General features: G+C 58.9%; 22 protein-coding genes and 1 pseudogene. 10 read left to right on the forward strand and 13 right to left on the reverse strand.

What is annotated here, in order from left to right:
• Positions 1–4 precede the first annotated feature (4 nt).
• From IEX53_RS11565 to IEX53_RS11575, 3 genes are all read right to left on the reverse strand, one after another.
• Positions 5–1,015, reverse strand: coding sequence for an ABC transporter permease (locus IEX53_RS11565; protein ID WP_236016154.1), 1,011 nt, complete (start codon positions 1,013–1,015; stop codon positions 5–7).
• A gap of 85 nt (positions 1,016–1,100) precedes the next feature.
• Entirely contained in the window at positions 1,101–2,081 is a 981-nt protein-coding gene (locus IEX53_RS11570) for a substrate-binding domain-containing protein (RefSeq protein ID WP_188824322.1), read from the reverse strand.
• Entirely contained in the window at positions 2,078–2,845 is a 768-nt protein-coding gene (locus IEX53_RS11575; protein WP_188824323.1) for a FadR/GntR family transcriptional regulator, read from the reverse strand. The genes IEX53_RS11570 and IEX53_RS11575 overlap by 4 nt, the downstream gene beginning before the upstream one ends.
• A gap of 334 nt (positions 2,846–3,179) precedes the next feature.
• On the opposite strand from IEX53_RS11575, the pseudogene IEX53_RS23900 reads away from it, so the two are divergent.
• Positions 3,180–3,293 (forward strand): annotated as a pseudogene (locus tag IEX53_RS23900) (transposase); the annotation flags it as partial.
• Positions 3,294–3,432: 139 nt separating this feature from the next.
• On the opposite strand, the gene IEX53_RS11580 reads toward IEX53_RS23900, so the two are convergent.
• From IEX53_RS11580 to IEX53_RS11610, 7 genes are all read right to left on the reverse strand, one after another.
• On the reverse strand, positions 3,433–4,428 hold the full coding sequence (locus IEX53_RS11580) for a Gfo/Idh/MocA family protein (protein ID WP_188824324.1): 996 nt from the start codon (positions 4,426–4,428) through the stop codon (positions 3,433–3,435).
• Positions 4,425–5,306, reverse strand: a complete 882-nt coding sequence (locus tag IEX53_RS11585; protein WP_188824325.1) for a sugar phosphate isomerase/epimerase family protein — start codon at positions 5,304–5,306, stop codon at positions 4,425–4,427. Before IEX53_RS11585 ends, IEX53_RS11580 begins: the two co-directional genes overlap by 4 nt.
• A gap of 23 nt (positions 5,307–5,329) precedes the next feature.
• A complete protein-coding gene (locus tag IEX53_RS11590) occupies positions 5,330–6,163 on the reverse strand; it encodes a carbohydrate ABC transporter permease (RefSeq protein WP_188824326.1) in 834 nt (277 codons plus the stop codon).
• Entirely contained in the window at positions 6,160–7,083 is a 924-nt protein-coding gene (locus IEX53_RS11595; RefSeq protein WP_188824327.1) for a carbohydrate ABC transporter permease, read from the reverse strand. Before IEX53_RS11595 ends, IEX53_RS11590 begins: the two co-directional genes overlap by 4 nt.
• 107 nt (positions 7,084–7,190) lie before the next feature.
• Positions 7,191–8,393 carry an ABC transporter substrate-binding protein gene (locus IEX53_RS11600; protein ID WP_188824328.1) on the reverse strand — a complete coding sequence of 401 codons (1,203 nt, stop codon included), beginning with the start codon at positions 8,391–8,393 and terminating at the stop codon, positions 7,191–7,193.
• Between the two features lie 25 nt (positions 8,394–8,418).
• Entirely contained in the window at positions 8,419–9,399 is a 981-nt protein-coding gene (locus IEX53_RS11605; RefSeq protein ID WP_188824329.1) for an alpha/beta hydrolase, read from the reverse strand.
• Entirely contained in the window at positions 9,396–10,082 is a 687-nt protein-coding gene (locus tag IEX53_RS11610; protein WP_188824446.1) for a GntR family transcriptional regulator, read from the reverse strand. Before IEX53_RS11610 ends, IEX53_RS11605 begins: the two co-directional genes overlap by 4 nt.
• A 101-nt stretch (positions 10,083–10,183) precedes the next feature.
• Between IEX53_RS11610 and IEX53_RS11615 the strand changes: the two genes are divergently transcribed.
• Entirely contained in the window at positions 10,184–11,263 is a 1,080-nt protein-coding gene (locus IEX53_RS11615; RefSeq protein WP_188824330.1) for an ABC transporter ATP-binding protein, read from the forward strand.
• Positions 11,264–11,548: 285 nt separating this feature from the next.
• The gene (locus IEX53_RS11620) at positions 11,549–12,445 is read left to right on the forward strand and encodes a LysR substrate-binding domain-containing protein (RefSeq protein ID WP_188824331.1); all 897 of its coding nucleotides are present in this window, start codon (positions 11,549–11,551) and stop codon (positions 12,443–12,445) included.
• A 12-nt stretch (positions 12,446–12,457) separates the two neighbouring features.
• On the opposite strand, the gene IEX53_RS11625 is transcribed toward IEX53_RS11620, so the two are convergent.
• Complete coding sequence (locus IEX53_RS11625) at positions 12,458–12,769, reverse strand: CBU_0592 family membrane protein (RefSeq protein ID WP_236016155.1); 312 nt, start codon at positions 12,767–12,769, stop codon at positions 12,458–12,460.
• A 222-nt stretch (positions 12,770–12,991) separates the two neighbouring features.
• Between IEX53_RS11625 and IEX53_RS11630 the strand changes: the two genes are divergently transcribed.
• The 7 genes from IEX53_RS11630 (at position 12,992) to IEX53_RS11660 (ending at position 22,159) form a co-directional block, all read left to right on the forward strand.
• Entirely contained in the window at positions 12,992–14,569 is a 1,578-nt protein-coding gene (locus IEX53_RS11630) for an ABC transporter substrate-binding protein (protein WP_188824332.1), read from the forward strand.
• Positions 14,569–15,516: an ABC transporter permease gene (locus IEX53_RS11635; RefSeq protein ID WP_188824333.1), complete on the forward strand. Its 948-nt coding sequence runs from the start codon at positions 14,569–14,571 to the stop codon at positions 15,514–15,516. Before IEX53_RS11630 ends, IEX53_RS11635 begins: the two co-directional genes overlap by 1 nt.
• A complete protein-coding gene (locus IEX53_RS11640; protein ID WP_188824334.1) occupies positions 15,513–16,340 on the forward strand; it encodes an ABC transporter permease in 828 nt (275 codons plus the stop codon). Before IEX53_RS11635 ends, IEX53_RS11640 begins: the two co-directional genes overlap by 4 nt.
• The gene (locus IEX53_RS11645; RefSeq protein ID WP_188824335.1) at positions 16,337–17,944 is read left to right on the forward strand and encodes an ABC transporter ATP-binding protein; all 1,608 of its coding nucleotides are present in this window, start codon (positions 16,337–16,339) and stop codon (positions 17,942–17,944) included. The genes IEX53_RS11640 and IEX53_RS11645 overlap by 4 nt, the downstream gene beginning before the upstream one ends.
• A gap of 59 nt (positions 17,945–18,003) precedes the next feature.
• Positions 18,004–20,010, forward strand: coding sequence for a CocE/NonD family hydrolase (locus tag IEX53_RS11650; RefSeq protein WP_188824336.1), 2,007 nt, complete (start codon positions 18,004–18,006; stop codon positions 20,008–20,010).
• A gap of 196 nt (positions 20,011–20,206) precedes the next feature.
• Complete coding sequence (locus tag IEX53_RS11655; RefSeq protein WP_188824337.1) at positions 20,207–21,256, forward strand: P1 family peptidase; 1,050 nt, start codon at positions 20,207–20,209, stop codon at positions 21,254–21,256.
• Positions 21,257–21,292: 36 nt separating this feature from the next.
• Positions 21,293–22,159, forward strand: a complete 867-nt coding sequence (locus IEX53_RS11660; protein WP_188824338.1) for a D-amino-acid transaminase — start codon at positions 21,293–21,295, stop codon at positions 22,157–22,159.
• A 12-nt stretch (positions 22,160–22,171) separates the two neighbouring features.
• On the opposite strand, the gene IEX53_RS11665 is transcribed toward IEX53_RS11660, so the two are convergent.
• Together IEX53_RS11665 and IEX53_RS11670 are read right to left on the reverse strand one after the other, a co-directional pair.
• Complete coding sequence (locus tag IEX53_RS11665) at positions 22,172–23,056, reverse strand: LysR substrate-binding domain-containing protein (RefSeq protein ID WP_188824448.1); 885 nt, start codon at positions 23,054–23,056, stop codon at positions 22,172–22,174.
• A 242-nt stretch (positions 23,057–23,298) separates the two neighbouring features.
• Positions 23,299–24,807, reverse strand: a complete 1,509-nt coding sequence (locus IEX53_RS11670; RefSeq protein ID WP_188824339.1) for a serine hydrolase domain-containing protein — start codon at positions 24,805–24,807, stop codon at positions 23,299–23,301.
• Position 24,808: the final 1 nt, after the last annotated feature.

Genomic DNA, 24,808 nt, shown 5'->3' on the forward strand with positions numbered 1-24,808 from the left:
GCGTTCATTTGCTGCTCCGGCGTGTCATCCAGGTGTTGACCACGACGGCGCCCACAAGAATCGCGCCGACGAACACATCGAGATAGAAGCCCGGCGCCCGCAACAGCAGCAGCACGTCCTCCACCATGTAGAGAAGGCAGGCGCCGATGAAGATGCCGAGAACCGTCCCCCGGCCTCCATTGAGCGCAAGGCCGCCGATGACGCAGATCGCGATGGCCCGTAGTTCCAGGCCGGTGCCCTGGGCAGGCGTGGCCGTGCCCACGCGCGCGATGCTGATGATGCCGGCAAGCGCGGCGGCGAAACCCGACAGCGCGAATGCGATCACCTTGATCCGCTTGGAGGCGATGCCCACCGCCGTCGCCGTGCGCTCGTTGCCGCCGACGAGAAACATGTGGTTGCCGACCTTCGAACGATGCAGCAGCACCCATGCGAGAATGGCCAAGCCGATGAACCAGAGGAACGGCGCTTCCACGCCGGCCACCGAGCCGGTGAAGATGGCAGAGATCTCCGCCGGCGGGCGGAAGGAAACGGAGCCCAGTTCAGACATCCACCGCACGACGCCGCGCACGACCAGCATGCTGCCCATCGTCGTGATGAAGGACGGGATTGCAGCGCGCACGGTGATCAGGCCGTTGATGACGCCGACGAGGATGCCCACCAGCAATGCGCACCCGACGGCAAAGACAACGGGATAGCCTGCCGTGTAGACGATGGCCGTGGTGTAGCCTGAAAGTGTGTAGACCGATCCCACCGACAGATCGAACTCGCCCGTGATCATGAGGATGCCGACGCCGAGCGCAATGATGCCGAGCGTGGGGATGGCCTTCATCAGAAGCCCGACATTCGTTGCGCTCAGATAGCGAAACTCGTTCGGGTAGGCGAGCGCGAACAGGATGCAGACGATCTGCAGGAAGACGAACAGCAGGGTGATGTTCGCGATGGGCTCGCGCATCAAGCGCCTGAAGCTGCGGTGCGGCGCGTTTTCTGGTGGCGGAGCGGTGGAAATATCGGTCATGGACGGCACCAAATCGGCGAGAGGAACACGAAAATGCTCATGCGCAGGAAAGCGCTGGCGGAGGCTCCGCCGGCGCTTGCGATATTCACCGGTAGGTGCCCGCGAATTCCTTGACGACCGCGGCATTGCTCGCGTCGATCACGGTTCCGCCGATCGGAATGCTCGACGGCGGAAGGCCATACTTGGCCTGGTAGTAGAGCATTGCCACTGGCATGTAGCCCTCGTAGAAGGCACCGGAATCGATGGTTGCGACCATGCTGCCGTTGAGGATCGCGTCGATGATGCCGGGGCTGAGATCGAAGCCTCCGACGACAATGTCGACGCCCGCCTCCTTCACCGCCTGCGGCGCGACTTCGGTCACAACGCTGCCGAGGCCGATGACCGCCTTTGTGTTCTGGTTCCCGAGTAGGTACTGCGAGATGCGGGTCAAGGCCGTGGCCATGGTGGGCGTCGCGTCGAGCCGTTCCGAGGTGATCCCGGCTTCGTCGAGAACCGATTTGATGCCGCGAAAGCGCTCCGTGCCGTAGAATGCATCCGGCTCTTCAACGGGGGCCACCACATGGTCGCCGGCCTTGAGCTTACCGGCCTCGATCATGCGCTTGGCGATGCGCTGGCCGGCTGTGAAGAAATCCTGGCCCACATAGGCCTGGCTTTCGGTCGCGCCCGGGCGGGGATCGTTGGTGTCGAACGTGACGACGCCTATGCCGGCGGCACGGGCCTTGGCGATATTGGCGGTGAAGGCGTCCGGCAGGTAGTTGACGATGGCGATGCCATCGACACCGTTGGCGATCGCCGTCTCGATGAGGTTGTTCTGCTTCACCGGGTCGCTGTCGCCATATTGGATATCGAGGTTCACGCCGCGGTCGGTGGCAGCCTCCTTCGCACCGGTGATGACCGGGTCCCAGAAGGGGTCGCCGGCAGCGGTGTAGATGATGAAAGTGATGCCGACGGCATCGTCCTTTGCGAGAGCCGGGGTGGCTTGCATAGTCCCGAGCATCAGCAGCGACGCCGCGAATGCGCGCAGGCGCGGCAGGCGGCGGGGTCCATTCCCGATTTGGTCAGTCATATTGGTTCCCTTTTCTGAGGTTCAACTGATGTTTCGGGGGAGGTCCCCAAGGTGGCGCGAAGGGCGCCGACGCCCTTGCGGTCAGATGCGTCGATCACGGCGGAATCGACGATATGGCGGACGAGATAGGCGGCAGCCGCGTCGCTGTTGCGCGCGCGCACGAGGCACAGCAATTCGCGATGCTCGCGCAGCTCACGCTGCTTGAACTCTTCGGGATTGTCCCGCCAGCGATGTGCCTGCAGGAGCTCAAGGATGGAGCGGATGAAGGCCAGCGATACGGCATTGCCGGAAGCCTCAGCCAGCATGATGTGAAAGGCCATGGCCAGCGGCGCCACATCGCCGCCCGCCTTCAATGTCTCCTCATGGCGGCCGAGCAGGCCTTCGATCGCATCAATCTGGTCGTCCGTGATGCGCAGGCAGGTGAGGCGCAGCGTCTGCGGCTCGATCATTTCGCGCGCTTCGATCAGGTCCAGGATCGCGGCATCGTTGATGAGCAGGCTTATGAGGTCGGGACGGAACAGATCGTCGGCGCCGACATTCTTGATGAAACTGCCCTGCCCCGGCATGATCTGCACGATATTCAGCGTGGAGAGAATCTGCAGGGCCTCGCGAACCGTGGAGCGGCCCACCTTGAACTGCTCTACCATATCGCGCTCAGACGGAAGCTGGTCGCCGGGCTTCCAGACGCCACGCAAAATGAGCTGAATGATCTGGTCGGCGGCCTTGTGGGCATTCGTCGACTTATGGATGGGTGCAAGATCCACTGCGTTGTCTCCTCGTGGTCAGACCAGCAGACCATTCTGCGCCGACTGGAGTCAAGTCTTTTCTCGACAGACAGATTTTCTGGCCGATGCCGCGATGGCAAAAGAAGAAGGCGAGGAGTCAAACAGCCCCTTTGCTCAGCTACTGCGTTCCTATCAGGTGATGAAGCGAGCTATGTAAGAGGGGCCGACCTTCCAGGAGCGTGTGCCGATTTCAGCGGGGAAGTGAAGAAAAAGCGCCGCCTCCAAAAGCAAACTCGTTCGATCTGGGCCGATGTTGATCTGTCCGTATTTGCAGACTGCGGCTCCTGTTGCAGCACCTGTTTCAGAGAACAACGACCTGAAGGATTTGATGGCGCTCGAAGAAGAAAACTAACGCCTGAAGAGCCTGCTGGCGGAACGCCTGCGCAAGGAGAATGCCGAACTGAGGAAAAAGCTGGGGCTGGAGTAAGAGCAAAACCTGCAATCGCGAATATCAATGCCTGCAGGGTGCCGTAAAATTCGTCGCAGATGGGGTTGGCGAGCGCGTACCATCTATATCGGAAAATGGTATAAAGAGATTCGCTCCCGGCACTCCGGCTATTCCATGATCAAAGTGCGAGTTCGCGTCGAAGGGTTTCCAGCCGTTCCATGGCGATCGCGCCGTCGCTGATGGTCGGTGCCAGCGTTTCCTTGCCGGCAAGCGCTGGGATGACGTCGGCGAGCAGGGAATGGTAGCCTTTCGGGTCTTCGTTTGCTGCGACCGTGAAGTTTGGCTTCCATGTCAGCGTGTCGGCGGCATCTGCGAGCGTCGCATCTGGATCGCCAACCTTGAAGGGCGGATTACGATTCCAGCGCACCTCGATGATATTATCGATCTCAATGCGCTGGTGGTCTCCCATGATTTCGATACGCTCCACCGGTGCGCCACGCGATTGTGCCGTTCCCATGGCGATGGTGCCGATGGCACCGCATTCAAAATCAAAATGTACGTGGAAGAGTACTTTGCCGCGCTCCTTCTCGACCTTGCGGGCCGTCAATTTCCGGACCGGCGAGACGAAGAAGGAAACGAGGTCCATATAGTGCACGCAATGGTGCAAAAAGAAGCCTGTATAATCCACATTGCCGGTGAAATAGCCCGGCGCCGTCATGTAATAGCCGGTGAGGCCGTAGACCGGGCCGAAACGGCCGGAGCGCAGAATATTCGCCGCGATCTTGTTGCCGGCGGAATAGCGCTTCATGAAGCCGACAAGCAGCGGCTTGCCGGATTTTTCCGATGCAGCAAGCAATTCGCGTGCGCCCGCAGCGCTGCCTGACGGCGGCTTTTCCATGAACACCGGCAGGCCCCGCTCCAGTGCTTGTTTGCCGAATGCCAAATGCTGGTCCGGCCCGACGGCCATACCGACCGCGTCCATATCCGAACGTTTGATGAGTTCGTCCGCATCGCTGGTCAGGTTTGCGACACCGAACTGCCGGCCGGCAGATGCGAGCCGATTGCCGTCGATGTCGCAGAGCGCGACGATCTGAACGTCATGGCGAACGAGCTGCGGGAGCAGCATTTGGGTGGCGTGCACGCCGCAACCGATCCAACCGATCTTGAGTGTCATCGACGGTACTCCGTAAGCAGGATGTGTGACTTGATGAATTCTACGCTTGCAGCGAGGCGTTTGCTCTCGTCCTCGTGCGGTGGCCGCCACTGGGCGAAGGGCACCCCGAATCGGTCGTCGTTGCGGCGGAAAGGTTCCAGCGACACAGGCCCGCGATAACCGATCTCGTGGAGCGCGCGGAATACTTCCACCCAGTTGGTGGCACCTGTGCCGGGGAACCCGCGGTGGTTCTCATTGGCTTGGAAATGCACGACACGGTTGCCGCCTAGTCGGATTGCCTCGGCGATGGACGCCTCTTCCATATGCATGTGAAACGTGTCGAGCATGAGCTGGACGGCGGGGTGATCGACCGCATCGAGCAATTCGTTTGCTTGCTGCGTGGTGCACAGAACGTCGCTCTCAAAACGATTGAGCGGTTCGACGGCCAGCACGATGCCGAGCGCAGCGGCGTAGTCGCCTGCCTCTTTCAGTCCGGCAACACAGCGGGCCTTACGGGCGCGACGCTCCTCCTCCGTCACAGGCTGTGGTGGCCGGCCAGCGAAGACCAGCGGATTACCCGTCAGGGGACCGCCAACGATGGAGGCGCCGAGCGCAGCGGCGCAATCGGCCGCATATTTGAGATAGTCGATACCTGCACGATGCGCAGCGGCATCGTCCGATGAAAGGTTGCGCTGGAGATTGACACGGGCGGCAAGCACGACATCGAGCCCTGCCACATCGAGCGCATGGCGCGTTTCCTTCAGGTCGAGTTCCCCCGGTTCGGGCACGAGCAATTCGACGAAATCATAGCCCAGCTTCCGCATTTCGGCGAAGAGCGGAAAGTGCTCGGTCGTGAACGGCCGCGCATATTGCATGGAAATCAACCCGACGGGGTTCATTGTTTGTCCTCTTTTCTTGGCATTCAACCCTTCACCGCGCCTTGGGTCAGCCCGCCGATGAGGCGGCGTTGCACGAGAAGGAAAAGTATGGTCGCCGGCATCGCACCCACCACGGCGCCGGCGGCGAGCAGGCCCCATTCGATCTGATATTCGCCGATCAGCGTCTGGATCGCGACCGTCACCGGTCGTACGTTTTTGCCGCCCAGCGTCAGCGCGTAGAGATATTCATTCCAGGCGGTGATGAAGATATAGATGCCGGTGGAGATGATGCCCGGCATGGTGAGTGGCAACACGACCCGCCGCAGCGCCGTCAGCCGCGAACAGCCATCGATCATCGCCGCCTCGTCCAGGCTTTTCGGGACTGCGCCGACATAGCTCGTCAGCATCCAGACGGCGAAAGGGATGGCAACTGTCGCATTCGCAAGGATGAGGCCGAAATGGGTGTCGAGGATGCCAGCCTTCCGCATCAGCACGAAAAGCGGCAGGATGAGCAGTACAACCGGAAACATATTGATGAGCAGGAACTGCAGCATCAGCGCCTTACGGCCGACAAAGCGAAAGCGGGAAAAGGCGTAGGCTGCCGTAACCGCGACGGCGAGCCCCAGAACTACTGTGCCTCCAGCGATGATGAGGCTGTCGAGCATATTGCCGAGAAACGACGTCTGCCGGAGGAGGCGTATATAGTTGTTGAGGCTCCAGCCAGCGGGTGAGACGGAAACGCCTGTAGCATTTAGCGTTTCGGTTGGCGTCAGTGAGGTCAGCACCATCCACGCGAACGGCCCCATGGCGAAAAGGACGATTACCAGAACCGGTAGATCGGTGGTTAGGATGCGACGGAGCGTGGACGGCCTGTTCATCGTTCCACCTCCCGCATGGTCCGGGCAAGATAGACCGCAACGATCGCGCCCAGGAGAATGGTGAATGTGACGGCGATAGCCGTTCCGTAACCGAAATCGAGATTCTGCCGGGCCTTGACGAAGGCATAAAGCGGGAGCGTGTGCGTTGCGTAGCCCGGCCCCCCGCCGGTCATGATGAAAATAACGTCCATCGAATTTGCCACCCAGATCACGCGCAGGAGACCTGCCGTTGCCAGTACCGGCGCGATACCGGGCAAGGTGATGTGCACGAACTGACGCCAGGCGGAGGCGCCGTCGATGGAAGCGGCTTCATAATGGCTCTTGGGAATTCCCTGAAGGCCAGCGAGGATCATCACGGCGAAGAAGGGAAATCCCTGCCAGGTCAGCGTGGCGATAATCGCGTAGAGGGCGAGTTGCGGATCGGCGAGCCAGGGCACGGCAGACTGCGCAATTGTGAGATAGATGAGAATATCGTTCAGCACGCCTGTATTGGGATCGTAAATCCAGCGCCACATCAGCGCTATCACGACGCTCGGCAACGCCCAGGGGATGATGATGAGCGCCCGTGCAAGACCTCGCCAGGGAAATTCCCGGTCAAGCAGGAGCGCCGTCACGAGGCCAAGCGCCATCTGAAGCGGCACAGTGAGGCCGATCCAGATGGCTGTGTTGCCGAGCGCCGTCCAGAAGACCGGATCGGCAAAGAGCTTCATATAATTGCCAAAGCCAACGAAACGGCTCGCATTCGGCTTCCAGAGAATAAGGTCGTAAAAACTGGTGAATACCGCTTGCACCATCGGAAGGAAGACGATGACGAGCGTGACGAGCACGGCGGGTGCCAGCAGCATGTAGGGCATCAACCGGCCGTTCCAAGGCGTCGGGATGGTTATCGCGGCTGATGTAGAGGCTGTGGTCGCGGTCATCCGGCTATTTCCTCGCCCATGGGTATTGAAAGGTCCCATCCGCCCCGTTGTTCGGGCTGGGCGGATGGGACTCGGGGCGGGCGCAGCGTTTGCCCAGTTCCCCGCTTCTACTGCTGGGCGAAGAGCGCCTCTAACTGTTGCATCATTTGCTCGGAGGTAATCTGGCCTGTGAGCGCCTGCTGCATTGCCGTCTGCCATGCCGTATTGACGAATTCCGAGATCGCCGCGTTCTGTGGCAGGGCATGCGCGAAGGGCAGCGACTGCACGGTTGCATCGACGAAGCGGCGCTCATGCAGCTTCCAATCGGCAGAACCGCTTTTGGTCGCGGTCATCTGCCCGGTCGCCTTGTTGAATTCGACGTTGTTCTGCCCCTCGGCCAGGAAGGAGATCCACTTCCACGCCGCGGCCTTTACCTGCGAAGAGGAGAAGATCGCGAGCGACTCATCACCGTAGGACGTCCAGCGGCCACCGCCGCACTCGGGTACCGGCACCGCTGAAACCTTGTCGCCCAGTGTCTTCACCATGTCGCTCGACGAACCGATATGATGGATCGTCATGGCCGTAATGCCCTTCTTGAAGGCGGCAGTGATTTCCTGGAAGCCGTCATTTGGTGCAGAGGGCGGGATGACCTTGTCCTTGCGGAAGAGGTCGACAAGCCATTGATTGGCGGCAATCGCCTGAGGCGCCGTCAGGCCGCCCGGCTCCAGCTTCGCGCCTTGCGACAGCACGAAGGCCCCCCATTGGTCCCAGCCGCCCTTGCCACCGCGCAAGCCGAAGCCATAGGTCGCCGGCGCCTTGGTCAGCTTGATCGCCGCGTTGCGGAACTCGTCGCAGGTTGCCGGTGGCTTGAGGCCGGCCTCACCGAAGAGGTCGGCACGATAATAGAGATAAAGCACGACATATTGGATCGGCAGGTAATATTGCTTGCCGTCCGGCCCTTTGTTGAGTTCAAGAAGGTTGTCGAGAAGATCGGCCTTGCCCGGCCAAGCGTCGATACGCTCGCCCAGAGGTTCGAGTGCGCCCATTTCCACAAGGCGCGGTTGGGCGAAGAGCTTTACCATCGCCGCATCCGGGGCATTCCCGCCGACCAGCGCAGTGTAGAGATTGTCGTAATAGCTATTCCACGGAACATTTTCCGCGTCGATCTTGATTCCCGGATTGGCCGCTTCGAACCGCGCGACCAGATCGCCCATCGGGTTTTCCGGGTTATCGAAGTGATACCAAAAGCGAACGGTTTCCGCCGAGGCGGAATTTGTCAGGAGCGCAGTCGCCAACGCGAACCCGACCGCTAGTTTCCTCCAGATTTTCATGCCATCTCCTCCCTTGAAAACGCAATCAGGTTGCGCCAGCCATCCTTCTTGCGCCAGATCCGGCTGCCGCAAGCGCCTCCCGCGCCGCGACAAGATCGAGTGTATTTTGCAAGAAGCCATGCGTGACGCCCGGCACAATTGATAGCGCCTCGTTTCGCCCGAGCTTTTTCAGGCGCTCGTGCAACATCACGCTATCGGAAAGCAGCGGATCGACACCCGCCGCCATCAGATGAAGCGGCGGCAGGGCTGCGAGGGCCTCATCCGCTGCTTGAAGAGGACAAGCCAGGATGTCGGTGGAAAGGTCACGATCACCAGCATACCACTGCCAGTAGCGCCGCATCTTGGCGGTCGTTAGTCCCGGCCCATCCTCGAATTCGCGGTAGGATTTCGTATGAAAGTTGTTGGCGTAGGTTCCATAGAAAAGAAGCGCGCCGGTTATCGACGGATGCCCCACGAGCTGTTCATGAAGCATCGCTGCGAGCACCAGGTTTGCGCCAGCGGAATCCCCGGCGAGGATAAGCGGACCGGTCGTCGCACCGAACGAGGGCAAGCCGACCAAAGCTGCGCGGATTACTGCAATAACGTCCAACAGACCCGCCGGATAGGGGTGTTCCGGCGCCAGACGATAGTCCGGCACCAACACCGGCATGCCGCATTCGAGCGCAAGGACGCGCGCGCACCGCTCATGCGTCTCCGGGCTGCAAAAGGCGAAGCCGCCGCCATGGACGAAGAGAACCGCGCCCTTCTCCGCTCCGCGCGGCAAGAGCACCTTGACGCGCACCCGCGCGGAACCAAGCTCGCAATCCGGATGGACATAGATCTCTGCAATCTTGGCCATCGCAGGCAAATCAACATTCCAGCGGCGGTTGGTTTTTGCCGCAAGCGCGCGGCCCTCGGCTGGTGGAAGCATAGTCGGATCAGGCTGCGGCCCGGATTCAGCTGCGACGCGAGCGAGGAGCGTCGCCATTTCCGGTGAGAGCATGTCGATGTTGAGTATCCCGCTCATTGGCCAACATCCGAGAAGATGTCGGGACCGAAATCGACAATCGTCGCGATATGGTGGCGCAACGCCGCGCTTGCCTTCCCAACGTCCATGCTTTCAATCACCTCGATGATCGAGCCATGGCGGTGAGCGGTCGCCACAAGGTCGCGCGACGCAGTGCTGCGGGAAATCTTGAAACGGTGATTATGTACCAAACAGCGATGAAGGATCGGATCCAGCGCCGGAAGCTGCGCATCCTGGAAGATGCGACGATGGAAATCCCTGTCCAGAGAGGCAAGCTCAAGCTCGTCGTCAGCCGTCGCTGCGTGAAGCATTTCAGACAAGAGCGCCCTCAAGTCCGAAACGAGTGTACGGCTGGGCGCTTGCAAGACCCGAACGATGCCGTTGCATTCGATCTGCTGACGCACCCGGAACATTTCCACAGCCTCGGCTTCCGTGCATTCGGAAACCTGTGTGCCTCGATGACCCTGCCGGCGCACCAGCCCCTCTTCTTGCAGTTGGAGAAGCGCCTCACGCACCGTGCCCTGGCTACAGGAAAAATGTGTCGCTAGATCCAGTTCTGTCAGAGCCGTTCCGGGCGGAAGCACACCCAGCATGATATCGCGCTTGAGGGCATTGAAAGCGGCAGTAGACTTTGCCGGCTTCGGCGAACTGCGCGCATTGAGCGAGGTAGGAAAATAGGTCATCAATCCGTTCGCGGAGTTGCCAATTGTCACTATTATCATTATCGATATTGATAACGATACTAAACGTCAAGAGACCAGCCGGCCTTTGGGAGGAAGAAATCGTGACGGCAATCCACTTGAAGCAGATCCGGAAAACTTACAGCTCGCTACAAGTCGTCCACGACGTGAATATAAGCATTGCAAGCGGCGAGTTTCTGGTCCTTGTCGGACCTTCCGGCTGTGGCAAGTCCACCCTTTTGCGCATGATTGCAGGTCTTGAGGAGATTTCCGGTGGAGTTCTCGAAATTGGTGGAAAGGTGGCCAACGCGTTGCCGCCATCCGACCGCGACATTGCCATGGTCTTCCAGGACTATGCGCTTTATCCGCACATGAGCGTGCGGGAGAACATGGCCTTCGGTCTGAAGATGCGAGGTACGGCGGAGGGCATAATCGACCGCCGCGTTTCGTACGCTGCGGAGATGCTCAAAATCCAGCCGTTTCTGGATCGGAAACCTGCCCAGCTTTCCGGCGGGCAGCGCCAGCGCGTCGCCATGGGGCGGGCGATTGTGCGCGAACCCTGCGCCTTCCTATTCGACGAACCCCTTTCCAATCTTGATGCGGCATTGCGCGTCGAAATGCGCCTGGAAATCGCCAAACTGCATCATCGTATGAAGGCGACAACCATTTATGTCACGCATGACCAAGTGGAAGCGATGACGCTGGCAGACCGTATCGTCGTCCTGAATGCAGGCACGATCGAGCAGATCGGACAACCGCTTGAGCTTTATCATCAACCGGAAAGCCTTTTTGTCGCCTGCTTCATTGGCAGCCCGACAATGAATACCATACCCGTCACGCTCGTAACGGATGGTAGCAGCAATGCGATACGCATGAGGGAGCGCACCATACCTTTGACAGGCAAATCCGGGCGACCTATTTCCGCCGGGGAAGCCATCCTTGGCATCCGGCCGGAAGACCTTGCCATCTGTCCGAAGGAGGATGCATGGTTCAGCGGCGAACTTGCTGTTGCCGAACGGCTGGGTAGCCAAACTTATGGTTATGTGGAAATAGGCGAGGCACGCATGTTGACCGTGGAATTTCCCCGCCACATGCGGATCGATGTGGGTGAGAGGATTCACGTCCGGCCAAACCCGGAGGCGATCCATCTCTTCGACACCAGTTCTGGCCTGCGGAAGAATTGAAATCACCCAGACGCCCGACGATAGCCGCTGGACGGCTGAAACGCCATAGGAGCACCGCATCCCTCCAACGCCGTCCTTAGGGTTTGCCTAATATTGGCTCTGGCTCTGCATTCGTCGAGTTCTACCCGCACGACCTTGGATTTTGAACAGTTCCACTGCAACGGCAGCGTCATGTTTCTTTCCAAAATGTAAGAAAATCAGAAATTGATGTATTTGCAAACATTGGTCCATCTTGCAGATCGGGATAGATCGCATTAACCACAGCCCATTCTTTTGGAGATTTTTATGGCAGGTGGACGCCAATCGATGCCGCCGCTCAATGCGCTCGTTGTGTTCGATAGCGCCGCGCGGCTTGGCAGTTTTTCGCGCGCTGGTCTGGAGCTTGGCCTGACCCAGAGCGCAGTGAGCCGACAGATTGGCAAACTGGAAGCCTTTATCGGCTCGAAGCTTTTCAACCGCCTGCCCGCCGGTGTTCATCTGACCACGATGGGCGAAAGCTACGCGTCCGACGTGAGCCGTTTGCTCGGCGATTTGACTGCAGTAACTGACGGTCTGCGCGCATGGACGGGCCCGAGGCAGATCACCATCGCCTGCTCGCGGGGAATTGCCGATCAATGGCTTCTGTCGCGCGTCGGGATGCTCAAAGCGGAAATTCCCGGCATCGAAATTCGGCTGCGCGTTACCGACGATGTCGCGCATTTACGCCTGGACGAATTTGACCTCGCACTTTTCTACCGCAAGGAGCGCCCTATTGGGGTAAACCTGACAGTGCTCGCACGTGAAGAGGTTGTTCCGGTTTCGGCCCCCGGCACCCCAAATATCATGGAGCAAGAAAGGCCGGTTTTCCTCTCGATAGAAGACACAATGCGGGAATGGCAAGGCTGGCCGGAATGGTGGCAGGATGCCCGCCTCTCCCCTCCTCCGGGCGCTTTGGAGTGGCGTCTTGGGGACTACGGCTTGTGTGTCTCCGCTGCCATCCAGGGGATAGGCATTACGCTGGGCTGGACCTGGCTCATCAAAGAACAGCTCGCCGCCGGAACACTTGTGCCCGTACACGACCATATGATGCGATCTGACGCCTATTTCTATCTGATGCGGCCAGCCGACCGCCATCAACGCAAAATTGTGCGCGAAGTGTCCGACTGGCTGATCACCAGCAATGGCGCAGACGTGATCACATAGAAGCAATGAGGCTTATTCGGCAGGCGCCGTCGCGGCGCGGCGGCGACCCATCACGCGGAAACGCACATAACCAATGATTGTAAAGGCAAGCCACGCGATTTGCGTGATGATCGAACCCAGATTGAAGTTCCACGAAAGTGAATAGATCAACGCTACCCCGCCAAGGATATTGAGCACAGTGATGATGGAATCGTCCACCGTGTAAATGCGCAGCTGGATCAGGGCATAAGCAGAAAGATAAAACACCGCGCCCAACAAGCCAACAATATCCGGCAAGCCCATTTTGATCTCCACGATCAGCAAGAATTCAATCGCAGAAGCCATTTCTTTTTAGGAAAGAATACGTCTCCGCAGATCACTGTGGAGTGGTCCTTTATTCCTGTTCGCGCAAAAACCAAGATATCCATTTCGCATGGGGGCATGCATAAAAGTCATATCAGGAATGCCTCTGGACCCTTGAAAAGGGGAGTGCGAGGGCTGGTCCAACCGACAAAATCGATTTAGCTATGCGTTAAATGCAAGATAAGACTTCAATAGGGGTAACGCATGACTGACCGTAAAAACGATTTCAACCTCACACGCCGTACGTTCGTGGCGGGCGCCGCAGGCCTTGGCCTTGTTGCCGTTACCGGCACGAGCGGCCTGATCACCTCGCCGGCAGCCGCTGCGGGAGACAGCGCGCCAAAGAAAGGCGGGGTTCTCAAGCTCGGGATCGGCGGCGGCAGCACCACCGACAATTTCGACCCACGCCTTCTTAAGGATTGGGTGCCGGTTAATCAGGCTTACATGCTGATGAACGGCCTCGTGGAAATCGACGCCAGCAACAAGGCTATCCCTGAGCTATTCGAAAGCTGGGAACCGTCCGCCGACGCCAAGGAGTGGAACTTCAAGGTCCGTCAGGGCGTAACTTTCCACAACGGCAAGACGCTGGACGCTGACGACATCATCTACTCGATCAACCTGCATCGCGGTGAAACCGCGTCGGCTGCGCGTGCGCTCGCTGCAGAATTTGCCGATGTGACCAAGGACGGCAATGACAAGGTCAAGATCACGCTGAAGAGCGGCAATGCCGATCTGCCTTACATCCTTTCCGACTACCACTTCCTCGTGGTTCCAAAGGACTGGACCGATTTCAACAAGCCTGTTGGCACCGGGCCTTTCGTATTTGAGCGTTTCCAGCCGGGCGTTCGCGCCCGCTTCACCCGCAATGAAAGCTACTGGAAGCCAGACACGGCCTGGGTCGATGCGGTTGAAGTCATCGTCATCAATGACGTTTCTGCCCGCACCAACGCGATGATGTCCGGTCAGGTTCACGCCATCAACCAGCTCGACTTCAAGACCGTCGATCTCTTGAAGCGCAATCCGAACCTCAACATCGTCCAGTCGGCGAGTGGCCAGCACTTCTCGTTCCTGATGGATTGCACGCAAGCGCCATTCACCGACAACAATGTCCGTCTGGCCGTCAAATACGCAATCGACCGTGAGCAACTGCTCAAGACTGCCCTGCGTGGCTATGGACGCCTGGGCAACGACAACCCGATCCCAAGCTCGGACCCGTTCTTCAATGCAGAACTGCCGCAGCGCGCTTATGATCCTGAAAAGGCGAAATTCTACCTCAAGCAGGCAGGTCTCGATACGCTTTCAATCCAGCTCGCCGCTTCTGACGCAGCCTTCACCGGCGCTGTCGATGCGGCTGCTATCTTCCGCACCGCTGCTGCAAAGTCCGGTATCGATCTCAACATCAAGCGTGAGCCGGCTGACGGCTACTGGGACAATGTCTGGATGAAGGCTCCGTTCTGCATGTCGTATCGCGGTGGCCGTCCGACTGCCGATCTGGCGCTGTCGGTTGCCTATGCATCGACCGCCTCGCAGAACGACACCCATTGGAAAAATGCTGATTTCGACGCCAAGCTGCTCGAAGCCCGCGGAATGCTGGATCAGGCGAAGCGGAAGGAAGTCTATGCTGAACTGCAGGCGCTGATCAGCAATGATGGCGGGGCGCTGATCCCGATGTTCGGTGATTATCTCGATGCCACGTCCAAGAAAGTGAAGGGCGTCACCACCCATCCCATGTTCAACCTCATGGGTGCGCGTCTCGCCGAAAAAGTCTGGCTGGATGCATAATGCTCGTTCTTATCCTTAAGCGTGTAGGGCTCGGGGCCCTCACGCTTCTCCTCGTGTCGGCGTTGATTTTCGCCGGCACGCAGATCCTGCCAGGTGACGTTGCCTCCGCAATCCTCGGCCAGAATGCAACGCCTGAAGCGCTTGCCACCTTGCGCGCGAGCCTTGGTCTCGATCAACCGCTTCTGGTGCGTTATTTCTCGTGGCTTGCCGGTTTCGTGACCGGCGACCTTGGCGCCTCGCTTGCCAATCAGCAGCCGGTTGCCGATCTCGTGTGGCCACGTTTCTGGAACACGATGGCGCTGGCTGCGCTGGCTGCCGTCATCAGCGTTCCAATCGCCATCATTCTTGGTCTCGTCACGGCCGTGAAGCGCGGCGGCCTGTTTGACCGGGTTGTGAACGTCGTGGCGCTCGCTTTCGTTTCGCTGCCTGAATATTTCCTCGGCCTGTTGCTGATCCTGTTTCTGTCAATCCGCTTCAACCTGCTGCCGAGCCTTGCCGACACCTATGAAGGCATGTCCTTCCTTGATTGGCTGCAGGCGATGGCCCTGCCCGCGCTGACGTTGGTTCTCGTCACGGTTGCGCAGGTGATGCGCATGACGCGCACCGCCGTTCTGTCGGTCATGGATCAGGCCTATGTGGAAACGGCATATCTCAAGGGTCTGCGCACCAAGCGCGTCGTGACCAGGCACGCACTGCCAAACGCGGCTGCGCCAATCGTCAATGTGGTGGCGTTCAATATCGCTTACCTCATCACCGGCGTGGTGCTTGTCGAAGCCGTCTTCAACTATAACGGCCTTGGCCGTTTCATGGTTGACGCCGTTTCCAAGCGTGACCTTCCGCTCGTACAAGCTGCGGCCCTCCTTTTCGGCGCGGCCTATGTCATTCTCAATATCATCGCTGATGTCGCTGCCATCACGCTCAATCCGCGCCTGAGGCACCCCCGATGAAGACAATGAAAAAATCCATCCCCCTGACGGCGTGGGTCGGTCTCGCCATCGTTACGATCTTTCTGCTGATGTTTCTGTTCGGCCCGTTGATCGCGCCCTATGGTCAGGAAGAAATCGTCGGCGCTCCGTTTGATCTGCCATCCGCACAGTTCTGGTTCGGTCTTGATCAAAATGGCCGTGATATGCTCTCGCGCCTTCTCTTCGGCGCGCAGATGTCCATCGGCGTTTCGCTTGCGGCATCGCTGCTTTCGTTCAGCGTTGGCGTGCCGCTCGGCTTCCTTGCCGCCATTTTCGGCGGCTGGGTCGATACGGTCCTGTCGCGTATTGTCGATACCGTCATGTGCATTCCGGTGCTCATTTCCGCACTCGTCATCCTGCAAGCGCTTGGTTCCTCGCTGCCGGTTCTGATAATCACCATCGCATTGCTTGATTCCACACGCGTCTTCCGTTTGGCGCGTATCGTGGCGCAGGGCGTCAATGTGCTGGAATATGCCGAAACCGCGCGTCTTCGCGGCGAAGGTCTTGGCTGGCTGATCTGGCGTGAAATCCTGCCTAACACGCTGTCGCCGCTGATCGCGGAATTTGGCCTGCGTTTCTGCTTCACCTTCCTCTTCGTCGCCGGCCTGTCATTCCTCGGCCTCGGCATCCAGCCTCCTTTTGCAGACTGGGGCGGGATGGTGAAAGATAACCAGCAGGCTATTCTTTACGGCCTTTACGCGCCGCTGTTCCCTGCGGCTGCGATCGCCATCCTCACGGTTGGCGTCAACCTCGTCGTGGACTGGCTTCTGGCCGGACGCACGGCCACGCAGGGAGCGGATCGATGAGCAAGGATATCGTTCTTTCAATCTCTGGCCTTGTCGTCAAAGCGCCAAACGGCGCGACGCTCGTCGACACGATTGATGTGAGGCTGAAGCGCGGCGAAGTACTTGGCCTCATCGGCGAGTCGGGCGCTGGAAAGTCCACCATCGGCCTGGCCGCCATGGGCTATGGCCGTGGCGGCTGCAAGATCGTTGAAGGCGCCATCGTCGTTGACGATATTTCCCTGATGGAAGGCACCCGCGAAACCCGGGAAAAGGCGCGCGGCGCCCGCATCGCCTATGTGGCGCAAAGTGCGGCGGCGGCGTTTAATCCGGCGCATCGCATTGGCGATCAGATCATGGAAGGCCCGCTCTATCACGGCCTCATGACCAAGGCGGAAGCCAGGATCTGGATGCTGGAACTGCTGCACACATTGCAACTTCCAGATGCTGATACCTTTGGCGATCGCTATCCGCATCAGGTTTCTGGCGGTCAGTTACAGCGCGCCATGGTCGCCATGGCCATGTCGTGCCGCCCGGACATTCTGGTGCTGGACGAGCCAACGACGGCGCTTGACGTGACGACCCAGATAGAAGTGCTCGCACTGCTTCGCAGCCTCATCCAGCGTTACAACACAGCCGCTCTCTATATCACGCACGACCTTGCCGTCGTTGCCCAGATCGCCGACCGCATCATGGTTCTGCGTCATGGCAAGATGGTCGAGCTTGGCTCTGCGGAAAAAATTCTCGAAGCGCCGAAGCAGGACTATACCCGCCGGCTGGTTTCCGAGCGTAAAGCCAGTATTTCGGACGAACAGGCCGAGCCCAAGACCGGTGAAATCCTCCTCGAAGTGAAGAACGTGACTGCTTATTATGGCAGGAAGCTCGTTCTGACCGATGTGGGATGTTACATCCGTCGCGGCGAGACACTTGCGGTGGTGGGGGAATCCGGCTCCGGTAAATCGACGCTTGCGCGTATTATTGCCGGCCTGCCGCCCCATTCGAGCGGCATCATCAATCTGGCCGGACAACGGCTGGAAGCAAGCTACAAAAAGCGAAGCCGCGAGGAACTGCGACGTATTCAACTCGTCTACCAGCTTCCTGACGTGGCGCTGAACCCACGCCAGACCGTTGGCGAAATCATCGGTCGTCCGATGAAGTTCTATTTCGGTATGAATGAGGATCAGCGCGAGAGCGAAGTGAAGCGCCTGCTTGAACTGATCGGTCTGCCAGCAGACTTTGCTGGCCGCCTGCCGGGTGAGCTTTCTGGCGGTCAAAAGCAGCGTGTGTGTATCGCGCGCGCGCTGGCCGCGAAGCCTGATCTTATCATCTGCGATGAGGTCACCTCGGCGCTCGATCCCCTGGTGGCTGAGGATATTCTCAAGCTCTTGCACAAATTGCAGGACGAATTGCAGGTGTCATATCTCTTCATCACCCATGACCTTGGCGTGGTGCGCCGGCTCGCCGACCGCACCATGGTGATGCAGAGGGGCAATGTGGTCGAAACCGGCGCCACCAAGGAAATCTTCGAACCGCCTTATCAGCCTTATACGGAGCAACTCATCACATCCGTTCCGGAGCTGCGCCGCGGCTGGCTGGACGACATCCTGAAAGCGCGTACCGTCAGTTAAAACTACCGCTGCGGCGCCAATGCCGCACCGGCTCTTCTTTATTGAAATTGGAACTGATCATGACCGTAAACGTCACCGAGCATTTGTGGATCACACTCGAGGATGGCGCCCGCCTTGGTGCGCGCCTGTGGCTGCCTGAAAATGCTGAGGAAACCCCCGTTCCTGCGGTGCTCGAATATATCCCATACCGCAAACGCGATGGCACCCGTGGCCGCGACGAGCCAATGCATGGTTACTTCGCGCAGAATGGTTATGCCGCCATCCGTGTTGACATGCGCGGCACGGGTGAATCCGACGGCCATATGGCGGATGAATACATCCAACAGGAACAGGACGATGCGCTGGAAGTCATCGCCTGGATTGCCGCCCAGCCATGGTGCAGCGGCAATGTCGGCATGATGGGCAAGAGCTGGGGCGGCTTCAACAGCCTTCAGGTCGCAGCCTGCCGTCCGCCTGCATTGAAAGCGATCATCACCGCCTATTCGACCGACGACCGCTTCCGTGACGACATTCATTACATGGGTGGGCTGCTGCTCAATGACAATCTGTGGTGGGGCACGATCATGCTCGCCTTCCAGTCACGTCCGCTCGATCCCGCGATCGTCGGCGCCGGCTGGCGCGGTTCATGGATTGAACGCCTGGAACGCCTGCCATTCTTCCCTGCCCTCTGGCTGGAACATCAGCATTACGACGAATATTGGAAGCACGGTTCGGTGCGCGAAGACTGGTCTGCGATTCAGTGCCCGGTTCTGGCCATTGGCGCATGGGCCGACAGCTACACCAATGCGGTTCCGCGTCTGCTTGAAAACCTTCAGGTTCCTGCACGCGGCATTATCGGCCCCTGGGGTCATGTCTATCCACAGGATGGCGTTCCGGGCCCAGCGATCGGTTTCCTTCAGGAGGCAGTGCGCTGGTGGGATCATTGGCTGAAGGGCATCGATACCGGGATCATGGATGAGCCGAAGCTTCGCGCCTATGTCTGCGACACCATCGAGCCGACCGGCACGCGCGACTTTACCAATGGCCGCTGGGTTGGCGAAAAGAACTGGCCATCGACCGAAATCGCTCTCAAGCCTTTCGTGCTTGGCAGTGACTTCACGCTCGGCAAAGCCGATGCAGCCAGGGGCGTGCTGTCGATCTCCTCGCCAAACAGCCACGGCAAGGCTGGTGGCGAATGGATGGCGACGGGTTGCCACGGCGAACACCCAACAGATCAACGTCTTGACGATGGCGGTTCACTTAACTTCGACACCGCAGTTCTGGCCGACGATCTCGACATTCTGGGCGCGCCGGTCGCGCGTCTGAAATTCACTGTCGATCAGCCTGTTGCACAGGTCTCGCTGCGTCTGAGTGACATCCTGCCGGATGGCCGCGTCACCCGCGTCAGCTATCAGGTTTTCAACCTCAACCACATCAACGGCCATGACAAGCCGGAAATGCTTGTGCCAGGGAAGACCTATGAAATCGCGATCAAGCTCAACGATAGTGGTTACAGCTTCAAAAAAGGTCATCGCATCCGCCTGTCAGTTGCATCCTGCTACTGGCCGATGGTTTGGCCTTCGCCCAAGCGCGTGACCCTGACGCTCGACACCGCTTCGTCGGTTCTCGATCTGCCCGTTCGTCCAGGCTCCGCCGATGATGCAAAGGTGGCCTTCCAGAAGCCTGCCCATGGTCCGGCAACGCCGCTTACCCAGCTTGATCCGGGCAGCGTGCGCCGCTGGACCGAACAGGATCACGTTACTGGCGAAACGCTCTATGTCACGGAAGGCATAGGCGGTCTGTTTGGCGAAGGCATTTTGCGCTTTGACGATATCGGCACACAGTTGAGCCACAGCCTCAAGCGTGAACTGCGCATCAATGACAATGATCCGCTTTCGGCATCCTATCTCCTGACGCAAGCCTATCAAATGGGACGCGAAGGCTGGATGATCGATATCGAAAGCACGACGAAGATGCGCTCCGATGCTGAAAACTTCTACATCTCCGGCGTTTTGACAGCCAAGGAAAATGGTGAAGCAGTCACAACCCGCGAGTGGAACCAGACTATTCCACGCGATCACCTTTGATCTACAGCAATTATCGTTTTCTTACGAGTCGGCAAATATCTAGTCATATACGAGTTTGCCGACGGTCCTCTCCTCGACCGAGGTCGGCTTTGGGTTCGCCAGCCTTGCAAACTCGGTCTGAAACTATTCCGTTTTTGTTGTGCCTTTGAACGGCTGGCCGAAGTAACATGCCCGCAAGTCAAAGGGATACTATTCGATGACGCAAAATGACCGCGCAAGAGTGCGCGCGCTCGGCCTTGAGCCAGGTTATTTCGAACCGGGCCCCATGAATGCCATTACGGATGTGGCAGGCGTTCGTGTTGGGCACGTCACGTGTCGAGAGGGTGAACGGACACGTACGGGCGCAACAGTGATCGTGCCGCATGGCGGCAATCTCTTCCAAGACAAGGTTCCCGCCGGTCTTTCCGTGTTCAATGGGTTTGGAAAATTTGCTGGTGCGACCCAAATCGCTGAACTTGGCGAGATCGAGACACCGATTATTCTGACCAATACGCTCGCGGTCGGACGCGGCATCGAGGCGATCATCCGCCATACGCTGGCCCAGCCCGGCAATGAGCGCGTGGTCTCACTGAATGCGGTGGTCGGCGAAACCAATGATTCACGCCTCAATGACATTCGTGCCGCCTGGCCGAGCGTCGATGAATGTCTCTCGGCAATCGACGCGGCTCAAGAAGGGCCGGTCGAAGAGGGTGCTGTCGGCGCCGGAACAGGCACGGTTGCCTTCGGTTTCAAGGGCGGAATCGGCACGAGTTCGCGCATAGTCTCGATTGGTGGCGCGACCTACACGCTGGGTGTGCTTGTCCAATCCAATTATGGCGGACAGCTGATGATCGCGGGCCACGCATACGATGCAATGGCCGAGCATGATAAAGACGGCTCCATTATCATCATCCTCGCGACCAACGCTCCGCTTTGCCCGCGAAATCTGGAAAGGCTCGCGCAGCGCGCTTTCGGTGGGCTTGCCCGGACTGGAGCCGCATTGAGCAATGGTTCCGGCGACTATGCGCTGGCCTTTTCCACGGCAGAAACGGTGCGGAGGACCCCGGATCGGCGCAATGATCTAAGCCATATTCCGGCGCTGCCCAACGAGCTCGTCTCGCCGCTTTTTGAGGCTGCAATCGAGGCCACGGAAGAAGCGATCCTGAATTCGCTGTCCATGGCAACGACAACCCAAGGCTTTAACGCCAGCATCGGCGAACCGTCGACTGTCGAAGCCCTCCCCCTTCAGGCCATTCGCAGGCGCTGACCGCTTTTCGCATTTTCATATCCATACGGAGTTTCCATGCCTGCCAGGACAATCCGCACTGTCTATCTCAACGGTGCTTTCTTGCCAGAGAACGAGGCGCGTCTGTCGATTTTCGACCGTGGCTTCCTGTTCGGTGACGGTATCTATGAGGTGACGGCTGTTCTTGAAGGCAAACTTATTGACAGCCCTTTACACATGACGAGACTTGAACGAAGCGTGCGTGAAATCGACGGACACCTGCCGATCACGACGGACGAAATCGTCGCTATCGAAAAGACACTTGTCCAGAAAAACGGCCTCGTGGAAGGCGTCGTATACCTTCAATATACGCGCGGCGCCGAAGACCGGAATTTCCTTTATTCGGATAATTTGGAGCCGACTTTGCTCCTGTTCACGCAGGCCAGGACGTTGGAACACGTCGCAGCAGTGGAAAAGGGTGTGCGGGTCAAGACGATGCCCGATCAGCGCTGGGAGCGGCGCGACATCAAGTCAGTCTGTCTGTTGCCACAGGTGCTCGCAAAACGCGCGGCCAAGGCGGAAGGGTTCGATGAAGCGTGGCTGGTCGAGGACGGCATGGTAACCGAGGGAGCATCTTCGACGGCCTACATCATCACGCGTGACGACCGGATCATAACGCGTGCGAACAGCTCCGCCACATTGCCGGGCTGTACCCGCCTCGCCATTCTGCAACTTGCCAATGACGAGGGACTGACGATCGAGGAGCGGCCTTTCTCTGTGGACGAGGCCAAGGCCGCGCGTGAAGCATGCCTGACGAGCGCTTCCAATTTCATTGTACCGATCACCAATATCGATGGGGTGCCCGTTGGCGACGGTGTGCCGGGTCCGATGTTCAAGCGGCTTCGCAAACTCTATATGGACAATGCCCGCCAGACCGCAATCTGACTTGCACTGGCATCAGCTCTCGCCGAGCAGAGACCAGATTCGACCGACGATCGGCCGGCGGTTTTCCCGGGAGCGATAGAGCCGGATTTCGACTTCAATGTCCCAGTCTAGCCTAGCGACGCGCACCAGTCTTCCGTCCGCCAGTTCGTCCCTGACGAGACTCTCCGGAATCCAGGCAAGGCCCCAGCCGGAACTCACCATGCCTTTCAGGCCTACCGACATGCTGCCCACATGCACACGGTTTTCCTGGGGCAAGCGATCTGCGAAGGCGCCAGTGATCAAATGCCCGAAAAAGGAGTTTTTTTGGTAGCTCACATGGGCAAAACCAGGCTCGATTTGATGCAAGGGCGCGCCATCGGCGTCCGGCGCGCTCACGGGAAGGATGGTTTCGTAGCCGAGCGTATGATGCTCGAACTGCGGATCGAGAAGCATCGGCACATGTGCATGCTGATAGGTCAACAGGAAATCCGATTCGCCATCGACGAGAGAATTGAGATTTTCTTCCATGCTGCCGGAATCCGGCCTCAGATGCGATACGATAGGACCGATGCGCGCGTTAACCTCATTGAGCCAATCGGGAAAGAACGTGAAGGAAAGGGTGTGCAGGGCCGCCAGCGTGACCGTGCGTGCGTCCGTCCCATCCTCGTGCTGGAGATTGCGGCGCGCCTGATAGAGGGCTTGCAAGGTTTGCTCGGCCACAGGCACGAAACGTTCGCCGGCAACGGTTAATCGCGAGGGATAGGTGGCGCGGTCGATAACGCTCGTCCCGATCCAGCTTTCCATCTGCCGGATGCGCCGGCTGAATGCAGACTGCGTGACATGGCGTTCTTCGGCTGCCTTGGAGAAATTCAGCGTTCGCGCCAGTGCCAGGAAATCCTCAAGCCATTTGACTTCCAATTGATGCTCCAGAAAGAAACTGGCCATCAGGCCACATGACAGATACGGCTTGGAGCGCTTATCGGCAAAAACCGTCCAGTTTCAGGAGAGACGCTGAAAGCCAGATCAATCTCTCATCAAGGTTTCGCGACAATAAACGGGCTATTTCCAGCTGTATCCCATCGGAACGATGTGCCCTGAACATGTTTGAGGTCACACGCTCCGAGCTTCTCTTCCTTGGCCCGAACGCATCGGGAATGCAATCAGCCTGTGCGGCGATATTCCATCATTCTCGCCCGGCTGAGCACAAGTTCGAGATGATTTTCGCCAAGGCGGTGCAGGCATACACGCTTGGTCCAGGGACCGTCCTTCAGGATGAAGAGATAGCGACCGCCACCAAGCCCACGAAGCGGCATATGATGACGCACCGGTCCGACACCCATGACAACCTTGTCACCCTCGACCTCTAAGCATGCGCCTTCGGGCGATTTCCAAATGCCTGAAAGAGATGCGGCAACGTGTTCATCAACCGCCGGCACCAACCGGCGCGGGGCATGACCGATTTCCCCGATGATTACCTCGCCGTCCATCCTGAGGCGCATGGGTGACGAGGCGGAGCGTGAGGAAACCCAACCTCCTTCTTCTTCATAGACCGTTTCGTCGGCATCAAGATAGGTGACCGTGCTGCCGGAAACCGAGATCCACCATGGACCGGTCTCCGCAACATAGACGCCGTCTTTCAGTGCCGTTGACGGGCGTGGTAGCGGCAATCCGGTGAGCGCCGCCATAGCTTCTAGAGCGATCTTGAACCCATTGGTATCCTCCCGGTTCGAGACGACCACGAAGCCGCTCTTCGTTTCCGGATCGAGCAGGAAGTAGGTCTTGTAGCCCGGATGAGACCCTCCGTGGCCGGTCAGGACACGGTCGCCGAGGATCGTCCGGCGCAAGCCAAGCCCATAGCCGCTCGGACGTTCATCGCCAAGCCGCCTTTGCGCCGACAGCAAATCGAGAAGGTTAGAGAAGAAACCTTGGCCATTGAGAAGAGCCATCAGCCAGTTCGCGAGGCTTTCCGCGCTGCCCGTCATGCTGCCCGATGCTGAAATATGCAGCCCCGCAGCCGAAAGCTGCCATTTCTTGCCGTCATGCCAATATCCCGGCACGAGGCCGGCGACGGCGTCGTTCCAGTCCTCCGGGGCATCGAAGATCGCGCTCGCCTGATCGCCAAGTTGCCGCACGAAAGCGCGGAAGAACACGCCGTTGCGCTCGAATGCGGCCTCGACAAGGCGGTAGCCGGTGTTGGAATAGGAGACTTCCGAACCTGGTTCATAATTCAGCCGCGTCTGCCGGGCGAGAAATTCGAGGAGCGGACCTGCCTTCGTTTCAGTATAGACGGAGAGGCCGAGAAGCGACAGGCATTCGCGCGTGTCGGGCAGGCCACCGCTCATGTCGAGCGCGCGTCCCACGGTGACGCCGGCGAGCGGCTCCCGCAACTCCTGCAGATGGGCTCCAAGCGGATCCTCAAGACGCACCAGATCTGGATGGGCAAGCACCATGGCGCAGAATGCATGCTTGGTGACCGACGCGTATCGCACGACGCTGCCCGCAGTAAAAGGCGCAAGCGTCGCAAGGCTTTCCACGCCGCCTGCCTCGGCAAACCGGATACCACCTGCATCGAAGCCGATCACAGCGCCTCCCGGCTGACCGGATTCCCAGTTTTGAGTGAAGCTGGTTGAGGACGACTGCGCTGCCGCCCAGTTCGGCATCTTGGACATG

This window comes from Paramesorhizobium endophyticum, assembly GCF_014640615.1.
GTDB lineage: Bacteria > Pseudomonadota > Alphaproteobacteria > Rhizobiales > Rhizobiaceae > Paramesorhizobium > Paramesorhizobium endophyticum.

Bases quoted from the DNA above. Each gene is read 5' to 3' on its own strand.
- IEX53_RS11565 (WP_236016154.1), bottom strand. From the start codon at position 1,015: ATGACCGATATTTCCACCGCTCCGCCACCAGAAAACGCGCCGCACCGC.
- IEX53_RS11570 (WP_188824322.1), bottom strand. From the start codon at position 2,081: ATGACTGACCAAATCGGGAATGGACCCCGCCGCCTGCCGCGCCTGCGC.
- IEX53_RS11580 (WP_188824324.1), bottom strand. From the start codon at position 4,428: ATGACACTCAAGATCGGTTGGATCGGTTGCGGCGTGCACGCCACCCAA.
- IEX53_RS11585 (WP_188824325.1), bottom strand. From the start codon at position 5,306: ATGAACCCCGTCGGGTTGATTTCCATGCAATATGCGCGGCCGTTCACG.
- IEX53_RS11590 (WP_188824326.1), bottom strand. From the start codon at position 6,163: ATGAACAGGCCGTCCACGCTCCGTCGCATCCTAACCACCGATCTACCG.
- IEX53_RS11595 (WP_188824327.1), bottom strand. From the start codon at position 7,083: ATGACCGCGACCACAGCCTCTACATCAGCCGCGATAACCATCCCGACG.
- IEX53_RS11600 (WP_188824328.1), bottom strand. From the start codon at position 8,393: ATGAAAATCTGGAGGAAACTAGCGGTCGGGTTCGCGTTGGCGACTGCG.
- IEX53_RS11605 (WP_188824329.1), bottom strand. From the start codon at position 9,399: ATGAGCGGGATACTCAACATCGACATGCTCTCACCGGAAATGGCGACG.
- IEX53_RS11610 (WP_188824446.1), bottom strand. From the start codon at position 10,082: ATGACCTATTTTCCTACCTCGCTCAATGCGCGCAGTTCGCCGAAGCCG.
- IEX53_RS11620 (WP_188824331.1), top strand. From the start codon at position 11,549: ATGGCAGGTGGACGCCAATCGATGCCGCCGCTCAATGCGCTCGTTGTG.
- IEX53_RS11625 (WP_236016155.1), bottom strand. From the start codon at position 12,769: ATGGCTTCTGCGATTGAATTCTTGCTGATCGTGGAGATCAAAATGGGC.
- IEX53_RS11630 (WP_188824332.1), top strand. From the start codon at position 12,992: ATGACTGACCGTAAAAACGATTTCAACCTCACACGCCGTACGTTCGTG.
- IEX53_RS11635 (WP_188824333.1), top strand. From the start codon at position 14,569: ATGCTCGTTCTTATCCTTAAGCGTGTAGGGCTCGGGGCCCTCACGCTT.
- IEX53_RS11640 (WP_188824334.1), top strand. From the start codon at position 15,513: ATGAAGACAATGAAAAAATCCATCCCCCTGACGGCGTGGGTCGGTCTC.
- IEX53_RS11645 (WP_188824335.1), top strand. From the start codon at position 16,337: ATGAGCAAGGATATCGTTCTTTCAATCTCTGGCCTTGTCGTCAAAGCG.
- IEX53_RS11650 (WP_188824336.1), top strand. From the start codon at position 18,004: ATGACCGTAAACGTCACCGAGCATTTGTGGATCACACTCGAGGATGGC.
- IEX53_RS11655 (WP_188824337.1), top strand. From the start codon at position 20,207: ATGACGCAAAATGACCGCGCAAGAGTGCGCGCGCTCGGCCTTGAGCCA.
- IEX53_RS11660 (WP_188824338.1), top strand. From the start codon at position 21,293: ATGCCTGCCAGGACAATCCGCACTGTCTATCTCAACGGTGCTTTCTTG.
- IEX53_RS11670 (WP_188824339.1), bottom strand. From the start codon at position 24,807: ATGTCCAAGATGCCGAACTGGGCGGCAGCGCAGTCGTCCTCAACCAGC.